Origin of the sequence: Micromonospora sp. NPDC005252, assembly GCF_042872475.1 — a bacterium.
In the GTDB taxonomy this organism is placed as follows: Bacteria; Actinomycetota; Actinomycetes; order Mycobacteriales; family Micromonosporaceae; genus Micromonospora.
In genome coordinates this window covers 124,804-141,480 of record NZ_JBIAKN010000010.1, presented here as the reverse complement: position 1 = coordinate 141,480, position 16,677 = coordinate 124,804, and the positions used below count along the sequence as shown (strand labels likewise).

Here is a 16,677-nt window from a genome sequence, read left to right as displayed (position 1 = left end):
GGGGGGTGGTTTCGGGGGTCGGTTTCCGGGGTTCTCCCCCCCCGGGGGGGGGGGGGCGGGCCGGGGCCCCCCCCCCCCCCCCCCCCGGCGGGGGGGCCCCCCCCCCCCGGCCGGGCCCCCCCCCCACGCCCTGCGCGGCCCGCACACCACCCGGCCGCGCAGGGCATCGGCACCACCCGCCCGCACGACCGAGCGCCGCTCGACGACGGGCGACATCCCCCACCACACCGGTCCCTGGAGGCCACCGTGAAACTCCGATCCCCCCGCGTGGCGACGTTCGCCGTCGCGCTGGCCGCCGCACTGGTGGCGGCCACCGTCGTGGCACCGCCGGCCGCGTCGGCCGCCACCGCCGCCTTCGCCCGCACCAGCAGTTGGAGCAGCGGGTACGAGGCGAAGTTCACCGTCACCAACAACACGTCCACGGCGATCACCTCCTGGGACGTGCAGTTCGACCTGCCGGCCGGCAGCACGGTCGGGTCGGCCTGGGACGCCCTGGTGACCAGCTCGGGTCAGCACGTGACCGCCCGCAACCAGTCCTGGAACGGCGCGTTGGCCGCCGGCGCGAGCACGTCGTTCGGCTTCATCGTCGCCGGCACCGGTGACCCCACCAACTGCACGGTCAACGGCGCGTCCTGCTCGGGCGGCCCCACCACCCCACCGGGAGCCCCCGGCACGCCCGGCGGCCTGCGGGTCACCGGCGCCACCGCCTCGGCGGTCTCGCTGGCCTGGAACGCGGTCGGTGGCACGGTGACCGGCTACCGGGTGTACGAGGGCTCGACGGTGCGCGCCACCGTCACCGGCACCTCGACGACCGTCTCCGGCCTGGCCGCCTGCTCGGCGCACAGCTACACGGTCGCCGCGTACAACTCGGCGGGGGAGTCGGCGCGGTCGGCGGCGGTCGCCGCGAGCACCACCGGCTGCACCGGTGGCGGCGGTTCGATGGCCGTCGCGCCCTACCTCTACCCGGGCTGGGGTGATCCGCCCGCCCCGGCGACCGTCATGTCGGCGACCGGCGTGAAGTGGTTCACCATCGCGTTCGTGCTCTCCGGTGGCGGCTGCACCCCGGCCTGGGACGGCGGCGGCCCGCTCACCGGCGGCGCGCACGCCAGCACCATCGCGGCCATCCGGGCGGCCGGCGGCGACGTGATCCCGTCCATCGGCGGCTGGAGCGGCAACAAGCTCGGCCCGAACTGCTCCTCGGCCAGCGCCCTGGCCGGCGCGTACCAGCAGGTGATCAACGCGTTCGGGCTCAAGGCGATCGACATCGACATCGAGAACAGCGACGAGTTCGAGAACGAGGTCGTACAGGACCGGATCCTCGGCGCGCTGAAGATCGTCAAGCAGAACAACCCGGGCCTGAAGACGATCATCACGTTCGGCACGTCGACCACCGGCCCGTCGTACTACGGCACCCGCCTGATCAACCAGGCCGCCGCGCTGGGCGCCAACATCGACACCTTCACCATCATGCCGTTTGACTTCGGCGGCGGAGCCAACATGTACCAGAGCACTGTCAACGCGGCCGAGGGGCTGAAGAACACGCTGAAGACGGCCTTCGGCTGGTCCGACGCGACGGCGTACGCCCACATGGGCATCTCCGGGATGAACGGGCTCTCCGACCAGCAGGAGCTGACCTCGCCGGCCACCTGGACCCAGATCCGGGACTGGGCGAAGGCGCGCGGGCTGAGCCGGTTCACATTCTGGTCGGTCAACCGGGACCGGCCGTGCCCGGGCGGGGGAGTCGTCTCCAACTGCTCCGGCATCGCGCAGAACACGTGGGAGTTCACGTCGATCAGCGCGCAGTTCAACTGAGCGCGACGCGGATCAGCGACCGGCGGTCACCGACCGCCGGTCGTCGCGCTCCCGGCGCCGGCGGACCTTACGGATCACCCAGCTGACCAGCATGACGGCGAAGACCGCGATGATCGCGTAATTGAACCAGTCGCTGTACCGCCCGACGTCCTGCCAGCGGCTGCCGAGCGCGTAGCCGGCGCCGACGATGAGCGCGTTCCACACCCCGCTGCCGATCGTGGTCAGCAGGACGAACTCGCCAAGTGGCATCCGGTTGGCCCCGGCCGGGACGGAGACCAGGCTGCGGACCACAGGCACCACCCGGCCGATCAGCACCGCCCACCGACCGTGCCGCTCGAACCAGCGGTCGGCCTTCTCCAAGTCGTCGCGGTCCACCAGCGGGATGCGGTCCAGCCAGCGCTTGAGCCGCTCCTCGCCCAGTGCCGCGCCGAGCCAGTAGAGCACCAGCGCGCCGACGAGCGAGCCGACCGTCGCGGCCAGCACCACGAGCACGACGTTGAACCGACCCTCGTGGGCCAGGAAACCGGCCATGGCCAGCACGATCTCGCTCGGGATCGGCGGGACGATGCTCTCCAACGCGACCAGCAGCGCCACGCCGACCGGGCCCGTCGCCTCGATCACCGAGGCCACCCACCCGGTCAGGCCGGTGAACTCGGACGGGTCACCAGTCTGGGCGTACGCCATTGGTCGTCCTTCCGATCCGGCTACCGGGGATCGGAAGGTCATACCCAGCGACCGGCGGCACACACCTGCGCGTGAGCCCTGCCACGCCGGCCGGGTCAGCCCTCCGGGTGCAGCGCGGTGTCGGCCGGGCCCTGCCGCCAGCCGGTGAACACCACGGTGAGGCCGGCGCGCGTCGGCGCGCAGCAGAACGGGCCGGCCATCGCTTCGGCCGCCGGGTCCAACGGAGCGAGGCGGACCAGTCGCCAGGCCGCATCCGCGACCCGGGCCCGTACGGTCAGCGCGTCGCCGGCCCGGCTGACCCGTACGGTCACCTCCTGGCCGGTCCACCCCGGGACCGGGGACACCGACCAGTCGGAGAACTCCCGGGTCGCCACCGCGCCGAGCTGGGACTCGCCGTCGCTGACCTCGACGCCCGCCTTGACCCACGTCCCCTCGTCGACCCGGACCAGCACACCGGCCTGGTCGAACTGCGCCGAGAAGTCGAGGATGAAGCTCACCTCCATGGCGGCGCCGACCGGCAGCGGCGCCAGCAGGGCGGGGCCGTTGTCGTGGACAAAGCCGTAGCTGGTCCGCCGCCAGAAGTCCGTCTCCGCCCCGGCCTCGACGACCAGCTCGCCGGCCGGGCCCTCCTCGGCGCGGACCGGCGGGTGCAGCCAGGCGCCCCGGGCCCAGTCCAGCGGTTCGCTCGGCGGTACGAGGTCGATCTCCATGACCGGCACGGTAACCAACCGCGCCCGGCCCCGCCGACCGGGTTGGCCGACCGGGTTTGCCGTGGTGATCGACCGGAGATGTTCCTCCGGCATGGGTGACCGTTGGTATTCCGAAGCCGTCGTCTACTGCCTCGACATCGACACGTACGCCGACTCGGACGGCGACGGGGTCGGTGACATCCGTGGGCTGATCGGAAGGCTGGACTATCTGGCCCGGCTCGGCGTGACCTGCCTGTGGCTGCATCCGATCCACCCGTCGCCCAACCGCGACGACGGCTACGACGTCACCGACTTCTACAACGTGGACCCGCGCTTCGGCACCCTCGGTGACTTCGCCGAGCTGCTGCACCAGGCGCAGAACCGGGGCATCCGCGTGATCATCGACCTGGTGGTCAACCACACCTCCGACGAGCACCCGTGGTTCCAGTCCGCCCGCTCGTCGCCGGATTCGCCGTACCGCGACTGGTTCGTCTGGTCCGACACCGAGCCGGACGACCGGCACCAGGGCATGGTCTTCCCCGGCGAACAGAAGGAGACCTGGAGCTACGACCGGACCGCCAAGGCGTGGTTCTACCACCGGTTCTACAAGTTCCAGCCGGACCTCAACTTCGCCAACCCGCAGGTCCGGGCCGAGGTCAAGAAGATCATGTCGTTCTGGCTCCAGCTCGGCGTCTCCGGTTTCCGGATGGACGCCGTGCCGTTCATCATCGAGCTGACCGAGCCGGGCAACCCGAACTCGCCGAAGGACTTCGAGTTCCTCACCGAGATGCGCCAGCACGTGCAGTGGCGGCGCGGCGACGCCGTCCTGCTGGCCGAGGCGAACGTCGAACCCGACCAACTGCCGACGTTCTTCGGCGACACCAGCGGCTCCGGCAACCGCATCCACATGCTCTTCGACTTCATGCTCAACGGCCGACTCATGCTCGCCCTGGCCCGGCAGGACCCGGAGTCGCTGATCGAGGCGTTGCGCGACACCCCGAAGCTGCCCGTCGGTGGGCAGTGGGCCACCTTCCTGCGCAACCACGACGAGATCGACCTGTCCCGGTTGACGACCGAACAGCGCAACCAGGTGTACGAGCAGTTCGGCCCGGACGAGAACATGCGCATCTACGACCGGGGCATCCGTCGCCGGCTCGCCCCGATGCTCGGCAACGACCGGCGGCGCATCGAGCTGGCGTACGCCCTGCAGTTCTCGATGCGCGGCACGCCGGTGCTGCGCTACGGCGAGGAGATCGGGATGGGCGAGGACCTGTCGCTGCCCGGCCGGGAGGCGATCCGTACCCCGATGCAGTGGTCGTACCAGCCGAACGCCGGCTTCTCCACCGCGGACCCGGAGAAGCTGGTCCGCCCGGTCATCGACAAGGGTGAGTTCGGCTACCAGAACGTCAACGTCACCGCCCAGCGCAGCGACTCGAAGTCGCTGCTCGCCTGGTTCGAGCGCATGATCCGTACGCTGCGGGAGGCCCCGGAGATCGGTTCCGGCTCGACCACCCACATCGACGTGGCGATGCCGGCCGGGGTGCTGGCGCACCGGGCGGACGGGCCGACCGGGACGATGGTCTTCGTGCACAACCTGGGCACCGAAGACGTCGAGGTGGACCTGAGCAGCCTCGAACCGGAGGCCGACCTGCCGATCGACGTGCTCGCCGACCGTGGCTACGGCGAGTTGGGCAAGCTCGGCGCGGTGAAGGTCTCCGGGCACGGATACCGGTGGATTCGCCTATGCCGGGGTCGGGGGTTCTGACGTTAAGCTCCTCCGATCGACCCCACGTTACCGGGAGGTAATCATGTCGGAGGAGCCCCGCGTCGCCATCGTCACCGGAGCCGCGCGCGGTATCGGCGCGGCCACCGCCCGGCGGTTGGCCGCCGACGGGATGGCCGTCGCCGTGGTCGACATCGACGAGGCCGCCACCAAGGAGACGGTGGACGCCATCGTCGGCGCGGGCGGCCGTGCGCTCGGCGTGGGCGCCGACGTGTCCGACCGGGACCAGGTCGAGGCCGCCGTCGAACGGGTCGCCGCCGAGTTGGGCGCGCCCACCGTGCTGGTCAACAACGCCGGTGTGCTCCGCGACAACCTGCTGTTCAAGATGACCAACGCCGACTGGGACACGGTCATGGGTGTGCACCTGCGCGGTGCGTTCCTGTTCAGCCAGGCCACCCAGAAGCACATGGTGGACCGCAAGTGGGGGCGGATCGTCAACCTCTCCAGCACGTCCGCCCTGGGCAACCGGGGCCAGGCGAACTACGCCGCCGCCAAGGCGGGCCTACAGGGCTTCACCAAGACGCTCGCCATCGAGCTGGGGCCGTTCGGGGTGACCGTCAACGCGGTCGCGCCGGGCTTCATCGTCACCGACATGACCGCGGCCACCGCCGCCCGGATGAAGGTCGACTTCGAGGACCTTCAGAAGCACGCCGCCGCCGAGATCCCGGTCCGCCGCCCGGGGCGCCCGGAGGACGTCGCGCACACCATCTCGTTCCTGACCAGTGAGGGGGCCGGCTTCGTCTCCGGCCAGGTCATCTACGTCGCCGGCGGCCCCCGGGCCTGACCCGCGCGCCCTCGTCACGCGGCCCGGCCGGTCAGGCCGGGTCGCGGCGGGTGCGCCAGAGCCAGAACAGGCCGAGCACCGGCAGCACCAGCGGGATGTAGCCGTACCCGCTGCCGAACTGCGACCACACCGTCTCGTCGGGGAACAGGTCCTTGTCGACCACGCTGAGGATGCCGACGGCGACGACCCCGACCAACTCCGCCGAGCAGCAGGCCAGCGCCACCCGTCGGCCGGTGTGCCCGGCCCGGGCCAGACCCACCGCGGCCACGATGTAGATGAGCGCGGCCAGGGCGGAGAGCAGGTACGCCACCGGCGCCTCGTCGAACTTGGTGGCGATCTGCAGACCCGCCCGGCTGGTCGCCGCGATGGCGAAGAGCAGGTAGACCGCGATCAGCAACCGGCCTGGACCGGCGTTCGTGGCGCGTCGGGCCGGTCGTGTCTCAACCACCGAGGACCTCCCAGGTCTGCTGCAACCGGACCACCACGACCGGCGCGACCAGGCAGACCGCGCAGACGATCGCCGACCCCCAGCGGGTCGGCTCCATCCGGGCCAGCACCCAGGCCAGCGGCGGCAGGCAGACCAGCGTGGCCAGGTAGCCGTAGAACGCGCCGGGCTCGCCCGGCCGGTCGCCGCCACCGACCGCGACCAGGGCCAGCACTCCCAACGCGAGCAGCGTCACCTCCAGTACGGCCAGACCGGTGAACTGCACCCGGTCCGGTGGCCGGTGGCGTACCGCCGCGACCAGCGCCCATACGGCGACGAGCAGCGACAGCACGATCGACGCCGTCGCGAGGAGCCCGTCCACCGGCGAGTCGGCGGCCGCGCTCGTCATCGGCCAAACCTGGTCGTTGCCTCGGTCACCGGCACAGCCTACTAACCGTCGTAGTACCCGGGTCACGCTGCCTGGCCGCCGCGCCCGCGGCGAGTCGCCGACCGAGGTGCACGCGGCCCCTGTAGAGCTGCCCCACGAATGGGGCGCCGTCCGCGGTCGGCGGCCCGTGACCGACCGCCTTGGGGCGCGTCGTTCGTTGGTCACAGGGGCGTTGGGCTGCTGTGGTTGGCGACCCGCCGCCGGTGAGCCGGGTGGGGCGACTAGCGTGGATCACGTCCGTGGCGTCGTCACGGTGCGGGGGAAACAGCGGAGGTACACGTGCTGCGGTTCGGCTTGTTCGGCACCGGTCACTGGGCGATCGAGACGCACGGTAAGGCGCTGCACGCACACCCGGACGCGGAACTGGTCGGCGTGTGGGGGCGTAACCCCGAGCGGGCGTCCGCGCTGGCCGAGCGGTACGGGGTGCCCGCCTACGCCGAGGTCGACGCGCTGATCGAACAGTGCGAAGCGATCGCTGTCGCGCTGCCGCCGGACATTCAGGCCGACATCGCGGTCCGTGCCGCCACCGCCGGCCGTCACCTGCTGCTGGACAAGCCACTGGCGCTCTCCGTCGAGGACGCCGACCGGGTGGTCGCCGCCGCCGAGGCGTCCGGGGTCGCCTCGGTCGTGTTCTTCACCCAGCGGTTCCAGCCCAACGTCACCGCGTTCCTCGCCGCGACCGCCGCCGCCGGAGGCTGGCAGCACGGCCGCACCACCGCCTTCGCGTCGATCTTCCAGGAGGGCAGCCCGTACGGCGGCTCCCTGTGGCGTCGCGAGCACGGCGCGCTCTGGGACATCGCCCCGCACGCGCTCTCCATCCTCCTGCCGGTGCTGGGGCGGGTGACCCAGGTGGCGGCGATGGACGGGCCGAGCGGGATGGTGCACCTGCTGCTCACCCACGAGGGCGGCGCCACCAGCAGCGCCTCGCTGTCCCTGGATGCCCCGCGTGAGGCGATGGCCCGGGAGTTCGTGTTCTACGGCGAGAACGGGATCGAGACCGTCCCGGTCGGCGAGAACGACGCTGCCACGGCGTTCGGTGTCGCGATCGACCAGCTCGTCGAGCAGGTGCGCACCGGCACCCGCGACCACCGCTGCGACGTCCGCTTCGGCCGCGAGGTCGTCACGATCCTCGCCGCCGCCGAAACCGCCCGCGCCGAATCCCGCACCATCCCCCTCCAGTAACCCCACCCACCCCACACCCTCGTGATCAAGAGGTTTGCGTCACGACACGCCGTGCCGCGTGACCCAAACCTCTTGATCACCGCGGCAAGCCGGCGGGGAGACCGCGGCAAGTCGGCGGGGAGCCGGCGGGGCGGGGGCGGGGGGAAATGGGTGGGGGGTTGGGGTGGGGGTCGGTAGGGTGGTGGGCATGTTCACGCATGCCCTGATCGAGGGGGTCGGTACGTCGGCCGCCTGGGGTGCCCTGCTGGTGTCCCGTCCGCGCGTCCGGCGTCCGGCCCTGACGGGCTGGGACGTGACCTGCCGCTGATCGGTCCACTTCGCGGTGCGCTGGGGCTGTCGCCCCGCCGCCGCTGATCCTTCGCCACGGCACGAGGCTGTCGCCTCGTCATCGCGTACCCGCGCATCGTCCAGGGCCGTCCGAGTCCCGATCCACTCGGACAGGTCCGGCAATTCCGGCTGCCTGTCCAGCCCGTCGCCGAGCGGCGACAGACAGGACGACGACCCGTGGCGCCTCGCCCGTTTCGATCAACCGAACGCGACCGGTCCCGTCGCGTACTCAGCCAGAACTTTCTCGTCGACCGTGCGGCCGTCCAGCGGGTCATCCGCGCCGCCGACCCCGATCCGGCCGGGCTCCTGCTGGAGGTCGGCGCGGGCCGGGGGCAGCTCACCCGTCCGCTCGCGGCCCGGTGTGGGCGGCTGACGGCGTACGAGGTGGACCCGGCCGCCCGCCGCGCGTTGGCCGCCGTCCGCGCGGAGCTGTCCAACGTGGAGCACCGGCAGGCGGACTTCCTGGCCGCCGAGCCGCCACCGGAGCCGTTCGCGGTGGTCGGCAACATCCCGTGGTCGCTGACCTCCGCCGTGGTGCGGTGGTGCCTGGCCGCGCCCCGGTTGCGGTCCGCGACCCTGCTCACCCAACTGGAGTACGCCCGCCGGCGCAGTGGCGACTACGGCCGGTGGACCCGGCTCACCGTCTCGACCTGGCCGGAGTTCGGGTGGCGGCTGGCGGGGCGGGTGCCGCGTACCGCGTTCCGGCCGGTGCCGGCGGTCGACGCCGGGATCCTGCGCATCGAACGGCGGCCGGAGCCGCTGCTGCCGGTGGCGGCTCTGCCGGCGTACCGAAGGCTCGTGGGGTGGGGTTTCGAGGGCGTCGGGGGCTCGCTCGCCGCGACCCTGCGCCGGCACCACCCGCCGGCTCGGGTCGCGGCCGCCCTGCGCGCGACGCGGATCGCGTCGGACACCCCCGTGGGGTACGTCTGGCCGGAGCAGTGGCTGGTGCTGTTCCGGCTGCTGCACGCGCGGTGACCGGCCGGTCAGGCGAGGGTGATCAGCGCCTCGCTCAGCTCGGCCGGGGACTCGAACTGTTCGGCCGGCAACGCCTGCAACATCTGCAACAGGGCCGTGCTGGCCCCGTTCTCCTGCCCCCAACGGACGAGGTCCTCGCGGGAGACCGGGTAGTCGAGCCCGGCCAGGTACTCCTGCAACTGCACGCCGGTGACGGTCATGCCGGTCGGCTACCCGCTCGCCGCCCCCGTACACGCGCACGGCGTGTCGGTGGGCGACGCGCCGACGGTTTGCCGGCGCGACCGCCGGGTAGCCGCTGCCATGCTGGTTCAGCGGCTCGGCGCGCCGAGCGACTTCGACCCGTTGCTGGAGCGCGTCCGGGACGCCCGGGTGGTGATGATCGGCGAGTCCACCCACGGCAGCTACGACTACTACCGGCTGCGCGAGCAGCTCACCCGTCGGCTGATCGCGGAGTGCGGCTTCTCGTTCGTGGCCGTGGAGGGCGACTGGCCGGACTGCGACCGGGTGCACCGCTCGGTCACCGCCGCGCCGGGCGGGGCCCACGATCCACAGTTGGCGCTGGAGGGCTTCGAGCGGTGGCCGACCTGGATGTGGGCGAACGCCGAGGTGGCGCGCTTCTGCCGCTGGCTGCGAGCGTGGAACCTGGAGCGGCCGGAGGACGGGCGGGCGGGCTTCCACGGGCTCGACGTCTACAGCCTCTGGGAGTCGATGCAGGCGATCTTCGACTACCTGGGGGAGGAGGACCCGACCTCGTTGGAGGCGGCGCAGGACGCGTACCGGTGCTTCGAGCCGTACGGCAAGCGGGTCGAGGAGTACGGCGCGGCCAGCCGCTTCGTCTCGGCCCGCTGCGAGGAGGAGGTCGTCCGGCTGCTGGCGCGTACCCGGGAACAGGCCATGTCGGACGGCCCGGACCGCTTCTCGGCCTGGCAGAACGCGGAGGTGGTGGCCGGCGCGGAGCGTTACTACCGGGCGATGGTGGCCGGCGGCCCGGACTCGTGGAACATCCGTGACACCCACATGCAGGACACCCTGGACCGGCTGCTGCAACGCTACGGCCCGGACGCCCGCGGGATCGTCTGGGCGCACAACACGCACGTGGGCGACGCGCGGGCCACCGACATGGCCGCGGACGGCATGGTCAACATTGGTCAGTTGGCCCGCGAGCGGCACGGCGACGACGCGGTGGCGTTGGTCGGGTTCGGCACCTACCGGGGCACGGTGATCGCCGCTCCCCGGTGGGGTTCGCCCGCCGAGGCGATGGTGGTGCCGCCGGCGCGGGAGGGTTCGGTGGAGCGGCGGTTGCACGAGCTGATGCCGGAGCGGGCGGTGCTCGTCTTCGGCGGCGACGACCAGCCGGGCTGGGTCACCGAACCCGTGGATCACCGGGCGATCGGGGTGGTCTACGACCCGTCCTTCGAGTCCTGGGGCAACTACGTGCCGACCCGGCTGGGCGAACGCTACGACGCCTTCATCTGGTGCGACGAGACGACTGCCCTGCACCCGCTGGCGGTCCCCGCCGTGCCCGGCGAGATGGAGACGTACCCGGCCGGCGTGTGAGCAGTGCCGAAAGGTGCGGCGCCCGAGCGGGCGCCGCACCTTTCGTGGTCGGGACGGATCAGACCCGGGTGGGGGTCTGGGTCGTCAGGTGGGTACGGAGCCCTTCGCCCTCGATGTCGACGTTCGGCAGGGCGCGGGAGAGCCAGCGGGGCAGCCACCAGGCGCGGTCACCGAGCAGGGACATCACGGCCGGGACGATGGTCATGCGGACCACGAAGGCGTCGATGGCCACGCCGATGGCCAGCGCGAAGCCCATCGACTTGATCACCGGGTCATCGAGGAAGACGAAGCCCCCGAACACCGAGATCATGATCAACGCGGCGGCGGTGACCACGCGGGCGCCGTGCCCCATGCCGCTGATCGTGGCCTGGCGGGCGGTCTCGCCGTGCACGAAGTCCTCGCGCATCCGGGACACCAGGAACACCTCGTAGTCCATCGCGAGCCCGAACAGGATGCCGATGAGCAGGATCGGCAGGAAGCTGATCAGCGGACCGGGCGTGTCCAGGCCCACCAGGTCGGCGAGGTGCCCCTGCTGGAACACCGCCACCGTGATGCCGAACGTGGCGGCGACGGTGAGCAGGAAGCCCAGCGCGGCCTTGACCGGCACCAGCAGCGAACGGAACACCAGCATCAGCAGCAGGACCGAGAGCCCGACCACCAGCAGCAGGTAGACCGGCAGCGCGTCGGAGAGCTTCTCGGAGACGTCGATGCCGATCGCGGTGACGCCGGTGAGCAGCACGTCCGCGTCGCGGATCCCGCTCACCGAGTCACGGATGTCGTGCACCACCGTCTCGGTGGCCTCGTCGGTCGGGCCGGTCTTCGGCACCACGCCGAGCAGCGCCGTCCGGCCGTCCGGGCTGAGTTGGGCGGGCGCCACCGCGAGGACGTTCTCGGTGCGCTGGAGCAGCGCGGTGACCTGCGGTACGGCGGCCGAGGTGGCCTGCGGCGAGTCACCGGCGACGACGACCGCCAGTCGACCGGTGAAGCCCGCGCCGAAGCCCTCGGTGATCAGGTCGTTCGACACCCGGGCCGGCGAGCCGACGGCCGCCGTCGAGGCGTCCGGCAGCGCCAACCGCATGTCCGGCGTGGGCAGCGCGAGCAGCCCCAGGCCGAGCAGGCCGACCAGGATGACAGGTACGCGGAACCGGGTGACGAACCGCGCCCAGCGGAAGCCGAACCGGGACCGGTCCTCGGTGGCCGCGTTCGTCTCGTTGGCCGGTCCGCTGGCGGTGGCGGCGGTCTCGTCGGTGGGGACGGCGCGCAGCCGGCGGGGGAGAACCCGGCGTCCGGCGAAGCCGAGCAGCGCCGGCTGGAGGGTGATGGCGACGAGCACGGCCACGGTGACGGTGCCGGCGGCGGCGAGACCCATCACGGTGAGGAACGGGATGTCCACCACGGCCAGTCCGGCGAGCGCGATGACGACGGTGGCGCCCGCGAAGACAACGGCGGAGCCGGCGGTGCCCACGGCCCGGCCGACGGCCTCGTCCGGGGGCAGACCGTCGAGCAGGTTCTGCCGGTGCCGGGAGGTGATGAACAGCGAGTAGTCGATGCCGACGGCGAGGCCGAGCATCAGCGCCAGGATCGGCGCCGTGCTGGTCAACTGGACGACGCCACTCAGCGCGAACAGCCCGGCCATGCCGGCGCCCACGCCGATCAGCGCGTTGAGCATGGTCATCCCGGCGGCCACCAGCGAGCCGAAGGTGATGATCAGGACGATCGCGGCGACCACGACGCCGAGCGCCTCGGTCGAGCCGATCTCCGGCTCCCCGCCCAGCACCTCGCCGCCCGGGGCGACCTGCCAACCCTGTGCCTTCGCCGCCGCGCCGACCTGCTCGTACGCGGTCTTCTGGTCGTCGGTCACCTCGTCCGCGCCGGTGGCGAACTGGACCTGGACCAGCGCGTACCGGCCGTCGGGCGAGACCGCGCCGACCTGGAGCGGGTTGACCGCGCCGACCACGCCGGGCAGCGTCCCGGCCTGCTGGACCAGCTCCTGCACCACGGCCTGGCCCTGTGGGGTGCCGAGTTGGCCGTCTCCGGGTGCCTTGACCGCGATGGTGCCGGTCGCGCCGCTGGCCGCCGGGAACTGCTCGGCGAGCAGGTCGAGAGCGCGCTGGCTCTCGGTGCCGGGCATGGTGAAGTTGCTCGCCGTCGGGCCGCGCAGGGTCGCCGCGGCCAGACCGGCGCCGACGAGTACGACGAGCCAGAGCGCGACGACGAGCCGTCGCCGGCGAAACGCGCCCCGGCCGAGCCGGTAGAGCAGGGTGGCCATCAGGAGTCCTTGTCCTCGGTCGTGGGTGGATGGGTCAGGGGTGCGTCGACGGGTTCGACGGCCCGCCGGACGAGGGCGAGCAGGGCGGCGCGCAGTTCGTCGTCGGGAATGTCGGCGAACTCGGCGCACGCCTCGGAGATGCCGGCCAGCAGCACCAGCGCGGCGATCCGGGCGCCCGGACGATCGGAGTGCCCGGCCAACGCGTCGCGCAGCCGGTCGGAGATCTCCTGGATGTGCGCGAACGCCGGCTGGCACAGCAGCTCGGGGAATTCACCGCGCAGCACCGCGATCTCCCGCCGGAACCGGACCGCGAGGTCGACGAAGCCCGCCGCGGCGACCTCCTGGGCGGCCGCGCCGGTCCGGCCGGTGAGCTGGTCGTCGAGGTCGCGCAGCACGCCGATCGCGGGTGCCATCAGCTCGGCGAGCAGGGCTTCCTTGTTGGCGAAGTGGTAGAGCACGGTGGCCTTGGAGCAGCCGACCTCGCGGGCGATGTCCTGCAACGAGGTGCCCCGGTAGCCGGTCACCGCGAACCGTCGCGCCGCCGCGGCGAGGATCTCGCCGTGCGTCTCGGACACCGCTCTGGCCATCACCGGTCCACCTCCGTGAACCAGCATGCCTGACCGATCGGTCAGACCCTGACCGATCGGTCAGAAGAACGTGGTGGCGTTCCCCACACCGGGGTCCGGTTTAGCCGGCGCGCTCGGCGTCGTACCTGGTCCGCGCCTCGGCGATGGCCCGGCGGTGCCGTTCGGCCCAACTGGTCAGCGCCACCAGCGACTCGTACAGCTCCAGCGCCATCGGCGTGGCCGTGTACTCCACCTTCGGCGGGACGGTCGGATAGACCGTGCGGTGCAGCAGGCCGTCGCGCTCCAGGTTGCGCAGGGTCAGGGTGAGCATCCGGCGGCTGATGCCCTCGATGTGCCGCTCCAGCTCGGTGAAGCGCACCGGGCCGTTCGACGCGGCCACCAGGATGCCGATGCTCCACTTGCCGCCGACCCGGTCCAGCACCTCGCGGACGGTGCACGCCCGAGCCTGCCCGGGGGTGAACGGCACGTTCCCGGCGGCGCAGGTGAACTCCGCCTCGACCTGCGCGGACACATCGCTGTTCCTCTGGGACATCACAGTGCCTCCTTCCGCTCCGGCTCATGGTCACAGACGATGACCTCGGTAACAAACCGTGCACCAAGGAGGCATCCGATGGACCGTACCGTCCCGGCCCGCTGGCCGGCCCTGCTCGTGCTCTGCGCCGGCAGCCTGATGATCATCCTGGACGGCAGTGTCGTGTCGGTGGCCCTGCCCTCCGTGCAACGCGACCTGGGCTTCACCGCCGCCGGACTGGCCTGGGTGGTCAACGCCTACCTGGTGGCGTTCGGCGGGCTGCTGCTGCTCGCCGGCCGCCTCGGCGACCTGCTCGGCCGGCGTCGGGTCTTCCTGGCCGGCGTCGTGCTGTTCACCCTGGCCTCGCTGGCCTGCGCGACGGCCACCGGACCGGCCCTGCTCGTCGGCGCGCGGTTCGGCCAGGGCGTCGGCGGCGCGCTCGCCATGGCGGTCAGCCTCGGGATGATCGTCCGGCTCTATCCCGAGTCGGTCGAGCGGGCCCGCGCCATCGCCGTCTTCAGCTTCACCGGGGCGGCCGGCGCCACGATCGGCACGGTCGCCGGCGGGGTGCTCACCGAGCTGGCCGGTTGGCGTTCGATCTTCCTGGTGAACCTGCCGATCGGGGCGGCGATCCTGCTCGCCGCCGTCCGCCAACTCCCCGCCGAACGGAGCATCGGCCTGCGGGCCGGCCTCGACGTGCCCGGCGCCCTGCTGGCCACCGCCGGCCTGATGGCCGCCGTGCTGGGCATCGTGGGGACCGGTGAGCACGGCTGGACCAGCCCGCGGACCCTCGGTGCGGCGGCGCTCGCGGCGCTGCTGCTCGGCGGCTTCGCCGTACGCCAACGGGTGGCGGCGACTCCACTGCTGCCGGCACGGGTGCTGCGCGTGCCGGGCCTGGTCGCGGCCAACGCGGTGCAGTTCCTCATGGTCGCCGCGTACTTCGGCTTCCAGTTCCTGCTCGCCGTCGAGCTGCAACTCGTGCTCGGGCTGGACGCGGCGGCCACCGGCTGGGCCTTCCTGCCCACCCCGGTGGTGATCGCGGTGGTGTCGCTCGGCCTGGCCGGTCGGCTGATCGGCCGGTGGGGCGCCCGCAGCGTGCTGCTGGTCGGGTTGAGCCTCGCGATCATCGGTTTCCTGCTGCTCGCCCGGTTGCCCGCCGACGGCCGCTACCTCGCCGACGTACTCCCCGCGCTGGTGGTCTTCGGAGTGGCCGGAGGTCTGACCCTGCCGGCCGTCACCACGCTGGCCATGGTCGGCGCGACCGACGCCGACGCCGGGCTGGCGTCCGGGTTGGCCAACACCACCCAGCAGGTCGGCGGGGCGGTCGGCCTGGCCGCGCTGGCGACCCTGGCCGCGGCCCGCAGCGACGGCCTCCGGGCCGCCGGTCGGGCCGAGGCGGTGGCGCTGGCCGGTGGCTACCAGGTCGCGTATGCCGTGGCCGCCGCTCTGGTGCTCGCCGCGTTCCTGGTGGCGCTGGGCACGCTGCCCCGCCGCCCGGCCGGCCAGCGGCCCGACGTCGAAGCGCCGGTCGACGACGGCGGGCAGCGGAATCGTTCGGTGTCCAAGCGCCGCGTCCGGTTGACCGACGACGCCGGGGCCGGGAGGGTGATCGGGTGAGTGAGGCTGACGAGACCCGCGACGGCGTGGCCCTGACCAACCTGGACCAGCCGCTGTCCGACCGGGACGACGCGACCAAACGCGACCTGGTCGATTACCTCGACGCGGTCCGGGAGCCGATCATCGGGCAGCTGCGGGACCGTCCGCTGTCGGTGATCCGGGTCCGCCCCGGCCAGCCGCCGTTCATGCAGAAGAACCTGCCCCGCTACACCCCGGAGTGGGTCCGCCGGGTGCCGGTCTGGGCCGAGGCGTCGCACCGGGAGATCTCGTATGCCCTCTGCGACGACCGGCGCACCCTGCTCTGGTTCGCCAACCAGCGGGCCGTCGAGTACCACCCGACGCTGGCCACCGTGGCGAATCTGCACCGCCCGACGCACCTGGTGCTCGACCTGGACCCGCCCGAGGGCGACGGGTTCCGCGCGGCCGTCGCCGCTGCCCTGCTGGTCCGCCAGGCGCTCGCCGACGCCGGCCTCGCCGGGGCCGTCAAGACCAGCGGCGCCAAGGGCGTGCACGTCTTCGTCCCGGTGGCGGGTGACCCCACCGCCGAGGAGTTGGCCGCCGCCACCCGGGCGCTCGCCGTCCGCGCCGAGCGGCTGGACCCGGCGCTGGCCACCACGGCGTACATCAAGGAAGACCGGGGCGGGAAGGTCTTCGTGGACGCCACCCGAGCCGGCGGGGCGACGGTCGTGGCCGCGTACAGCCCGCGACTGCGGCCCGGGATGCCGGTCTCCTTCCCGGTCGACTGGTCCGACCTGACCGAGGTGACCCCGGCGGACTTCACCATCCGGACGGTGCCGCCACTGGTCGCCGGGACCGATTCGTGGGTCGCGCTGATGCCGGCGCCGCAGTCGCTCCCCGCCGACCTCGTCGCGGAGGGCCGGACCATCCCGGTGGCGCGGGTGCAGGCCATGCACGAGGGCAAGCGCCGGGCCCGCGCACGCCGCGAGACCGGCTGACGGTACGCGCCGTTTCCTTGATCGACCACGATCATCGGAGGCGCGCGGTCCTCGACGGTCCCTGTCGTCGGG

16 protein-coding genes are annotated in these 16,677 nt (G+C 72.5%); 8 read left to right on the top strand and 8 right to left on the bottom strand.

Annotated elements, in window-relative coordinates; all coding sequences use genetic code 11:
- Window positions 1–246 precede the first annotated feature (246 nt).
- Entirely contained in the window at window positions 247–1,812 is a 1,566-nt protein-coding gene (locus ACFYPH_RS25065; protein ID WP_387185041.1) for a cellulose binding domain-containing protein, read from the top strand.
- Between the two features lie 12 nt (window positions 1,813–1,824).
- Here ACFYPH_RS25065 and ACFYPH_RS25060 read toward each other — a convergent pair whose 3' ends face one another.
- Together ACFYPH_RS25060 and ACFYPH_RS25055 are read right to left on the bottom strand one after the other, a co-directional pair.
- Complete coding sequence (locus ACFYPH_RS25060; protein WP_354860450.1) at window positions 1,825–2,496, bottom strand: DedA family protein; 672 nt, start codon at window positions 2,494–2,496, stop codon at window positions 1,825–1,827.
- Window positions 2,497–2,591: 95 nt separating this feature from the next.
- Window positions 2,592–3,206 carry a DUF1349 domain-containing protein gene (locus ACFYPH_RS25055; RefSeq protein WP_354860448.1) on the bottom strand — a complete coding sequence of 205 codons (615 nt, stop codon included), beginning with the start codon at window positions 3,204–3,206 and terminating at the stop codon, window positions 2,592–2,594.
- A 91-nt stretch (window positions 3,207–3,297) separates the two neighbouring features.
- Between ACFYPH_RS25055 and ACFYPH_RS25050 the strand changes: the two genes are divergently transcribed.
- Together ACFYPH_RS25050 and fabG are read left to right on the top strand one after the other, a co-directional pair.
- A complete protein-coding gene (locus ACFYPH_RS25050; RefSeq protein ID WP_387185120.1) occupies window positions 3,298–4,950 on the top strand; it encodes an alpha-amylase family protein in 1,653 nt (550 codons plus the stop codon).
- A 43-nt stretch (window positions 4,951–4,993) separates the two neighbouring features.
- Entirely contained in the window at window positions 4,994–5,752 is a 759-nt protein-coding gene (gene fabG / locus ACFYPH_RS25045) for a 3-oxoacyl-ACP reductase FabG (protein WP_355063586.1), read from the top strand.
- A gap of 31 nt (window positions 5,753–5,783) precedes the next feature.
- Here fabG and ACFYPH_RS25040 read toward each other — a convergent pair whose 3' ends face one another.
- Window positions 5,784–6,200, bottom strand: coding sequence for a hypothetical protein (locus ACFYPH_RS25040; protein WP_355137994.1), 417 nt, complete (start codon window positions 6,198–6,200; stop codon window positions 5,784–5,786).
- Window positions 6,193–6,585 carry a hypothetical protein gene (locus tag ACFYPH_RS25035; protein ID WP_387185036.1) on the bottom strand — a complete coding sequence of 131 codons (393 nt, stop codon included), beginning with the start codon at window positions 6,583–6,585 and terminating at the stop codon, window positions 6,193–6,195. Before ACFYPH_RS25035 ends, ACFYPH_RS25040 begins: the two co-directional genes overlap by 8 nt.
- A 318-nt stretch (window positions 6,586–6,903) precedes the next feature.
- On the opposite strand from ACFYPH_RS25035, the gene ACFYPH_RS25030 reads away from it, so the two are divergent.
- Together ACFYPH_RS25030 and erm are read left to right on the top strand one after the other, a co-directional pair.
- Complete coding sequence (locus ACFYPH_RS25030; protein ID WP_387185033.1) at window positions 6,904–7,806, top strand: Gfo/Idh/MocA family protein; 903 nt, start codon at window positions 6,904–6,906, stop codon at window positions 7,804–7,806.
- A 504-nt stretch (window positions 7,807–8,310) separates the two neighbouring features.
- A complete protein-coding gene (gene erm / locus ACFYPH_RS25025) occupies window positions 8,311–9,108 on the top strand; it encodes an ErmE/ErmH/ErmO/ErmR family 23S rRNA (adenine(2058)-N(6))-methyltransferase (protein WP_387185030.1) in 798 nt (265 codons plus the stop codon).
- Window positions 9,109–9,116: 8 nt separating this feature from the next.
- Here erm and ACFYPH_RS25020 read toward each other — a convergent pair whose 3' ends face one another.
- On the bottom strand, window positions 9,117–9,308 hold the full coding sequence (locus tag ACFYPH_RS25020; protein WP_354860441.1) for a DUF2795 domain-containing protein: 192 nt from the start codon (window positions 9,306–9,308) through the stop codon (window positions 9,117–9,119).
- 100 nt (window positions 9,309–9,408) lie between these two features.
- Between ACFYPH_RS25020 and ACFYPH_RS25015 the strand changes: the two genes are divergently transcribed.
- Window positions 9,409–10,665, top strand: a complete 1,257-nt coding sequence (locus ACFYPH_RS25015) for an erythromycin esterase family protein (RefSeq protein WP_354860477.1) — start codon at window positions 9,409–9,411, stop codon at window positions 10,663–10,665.
- Window positions 10,666–10,723: 58 nt separating this feature from the next.
- On the opposite strand, the gene ACFYPH_RS25010 is transcribed toward ACFYPH_RS25015, so the two are convergent.
- The 3 genes from ACFYPH_RS25010 to ACFYPH_RS25000 all read right to left on the bottom strand — a co-directional run bounded on the left by ACFYPH_RS25010 (window position 10,724) and on the right by ACFYPH_RS25000 (window position 14,056).
- Window positions 10,724–12,934: an MMPL family transporter gene (locus ACFYPH_RS25010; RefSeq protein WP_387185026.1), complete on the bottom strand. Its 2,211-nt coding sequence runs from the start codon at window positions 12,932–12,934 to the stop codon at window positions 10,724–10,726.
- A complete protein-coding gene (locus ACFYPH_RS25005) occupies window positions 12,934–13,521 on the bottom strand; it encodes a helix-turn-helix domain-containing protein (protein ID WP_354859238.1) in 588 nt (195 codons plus the stop codon). Before ACFYPH_RS25005 ends, ACFYPH_RS25010 begins: the two co-directional genes overlap by 1 nt.
- A 100-nt stretch (window positions 13,522–13,621) precedes the next feature.
- A complete protein-coding gene (locus ACFYPH_RS25000; RefSeq protein ID WP_354859241.1) occupies window positions 13,622–14,056 on the bottom strand; it encodes a helix-turn-helix domain-containing protein in 435 nt (144 codons plus the stop codon).
- A 75-nt stretch (window positions 14,057–14,131) separates the two neighbouring features.
- On the opposite strand from ACFYPH_RS25000, the gene ACFYPH_RS24995 reads away from it, so the two are divergent.
- Window positions 14,132–15,649, top strand: a complete 1,518-nt coding sequence (locus ACFYPH_RS24995) for an MFS transporter (protein ID WP_387185023.1) — start codon at window positions 14,132–14,134, stop codon at window positions 15,647–15,649.
- Complete coding sequence (locus tag ACFYPH_RS24990) at window positions 15,646–16,605, top strand: DNA polymerase domain-containing protein (protein WP_387185020.1); 960 nt, start codon at window positions 15,646–15,648, stop codon at window positions 16,603–16,605. Before ACFYPH_RS24995 ends, ACFYPH_RS24990 begins: the two co-directional genes overlap by 4 nt.
- Window positions 16,606–16,677: the final 72 nt, after the last annotated feature.

Bases quoted from the DNA above. Each gene is read 5' to 3' on its own strand.
- ACFYPH_RS25010 (WP_387185026.1), bottom strand. From the start codon at position 12,934: ATGGCCACCCTGCTCTACCGGCTCGGCCGGGGCGCGTTTCGCCGGCGA.
- ACFYPH_RS24995 (WP_387185023.1), top strand. From the start codon at position 14,132: ATGGACCGTACCGTCCCGGCCCGCTGGCCGGCCCTGCTCGTGCTCTGC.
- ACFYPH_RS25050 (WP_387185120.1), top strand. From the start codon at position 3,298: ATGGGTGACCGTTGGTATTCCGAAGCCGTCGTCTACTGCCTCGACATC.
- ACFYPH_RS25005 (WP_354859238.1), bottom strand. From the start codon at position 13,521: ATGGCCAGAGCGGTGTCCGAGACGCACGGCGAGATCCTCGCCGCGGCG.
- fabG (WP_355063586.1), top strand. From the start codon at position 4,994: ATGTCGGAGGAGCCCCGCGTCGCCATCGTCACCGGAGCCGCGCGCGGT.
- ACFYPH_RS25015 (WP_354860477.1), top strand. From the start codon at position 9,409: ATGCTGGTTCAGCGGCTCGGCGCGCCGAGCGACTTCGACCCGTTGCTG.
- ACFYPH_RS25055 (WP_354860448.1), bottom strand. From the start codon at position 3,206: ATGGAGATCGACCTCGTACCGCCGAGCGAACCGCTGGACTGGGCCCGG.
- ACFYPH_RS25035 (WP_387185036.1), bottom strand. From the start codon at position 6,585: ATGACGAGCGCGGCCGCCGACTCGCCGGTGGACGGGCTCCTCGCGACG.
- ACFYPH_RS25060 (WP_354860450.1), bottom strand. From the start codon at position 2,496: ATGGCGTACGCCCAGACTGGTGACCCGTCCGAGTTCACCGGCCTGACC.
- ACFYPH_RS25020 (WP_354860441.1), bottom strand. From the start codon at position 9,308: ATGACCGTCACCGGCGTGCAGTTGCAGGAGTACCTGGCCGGGCTCGAC.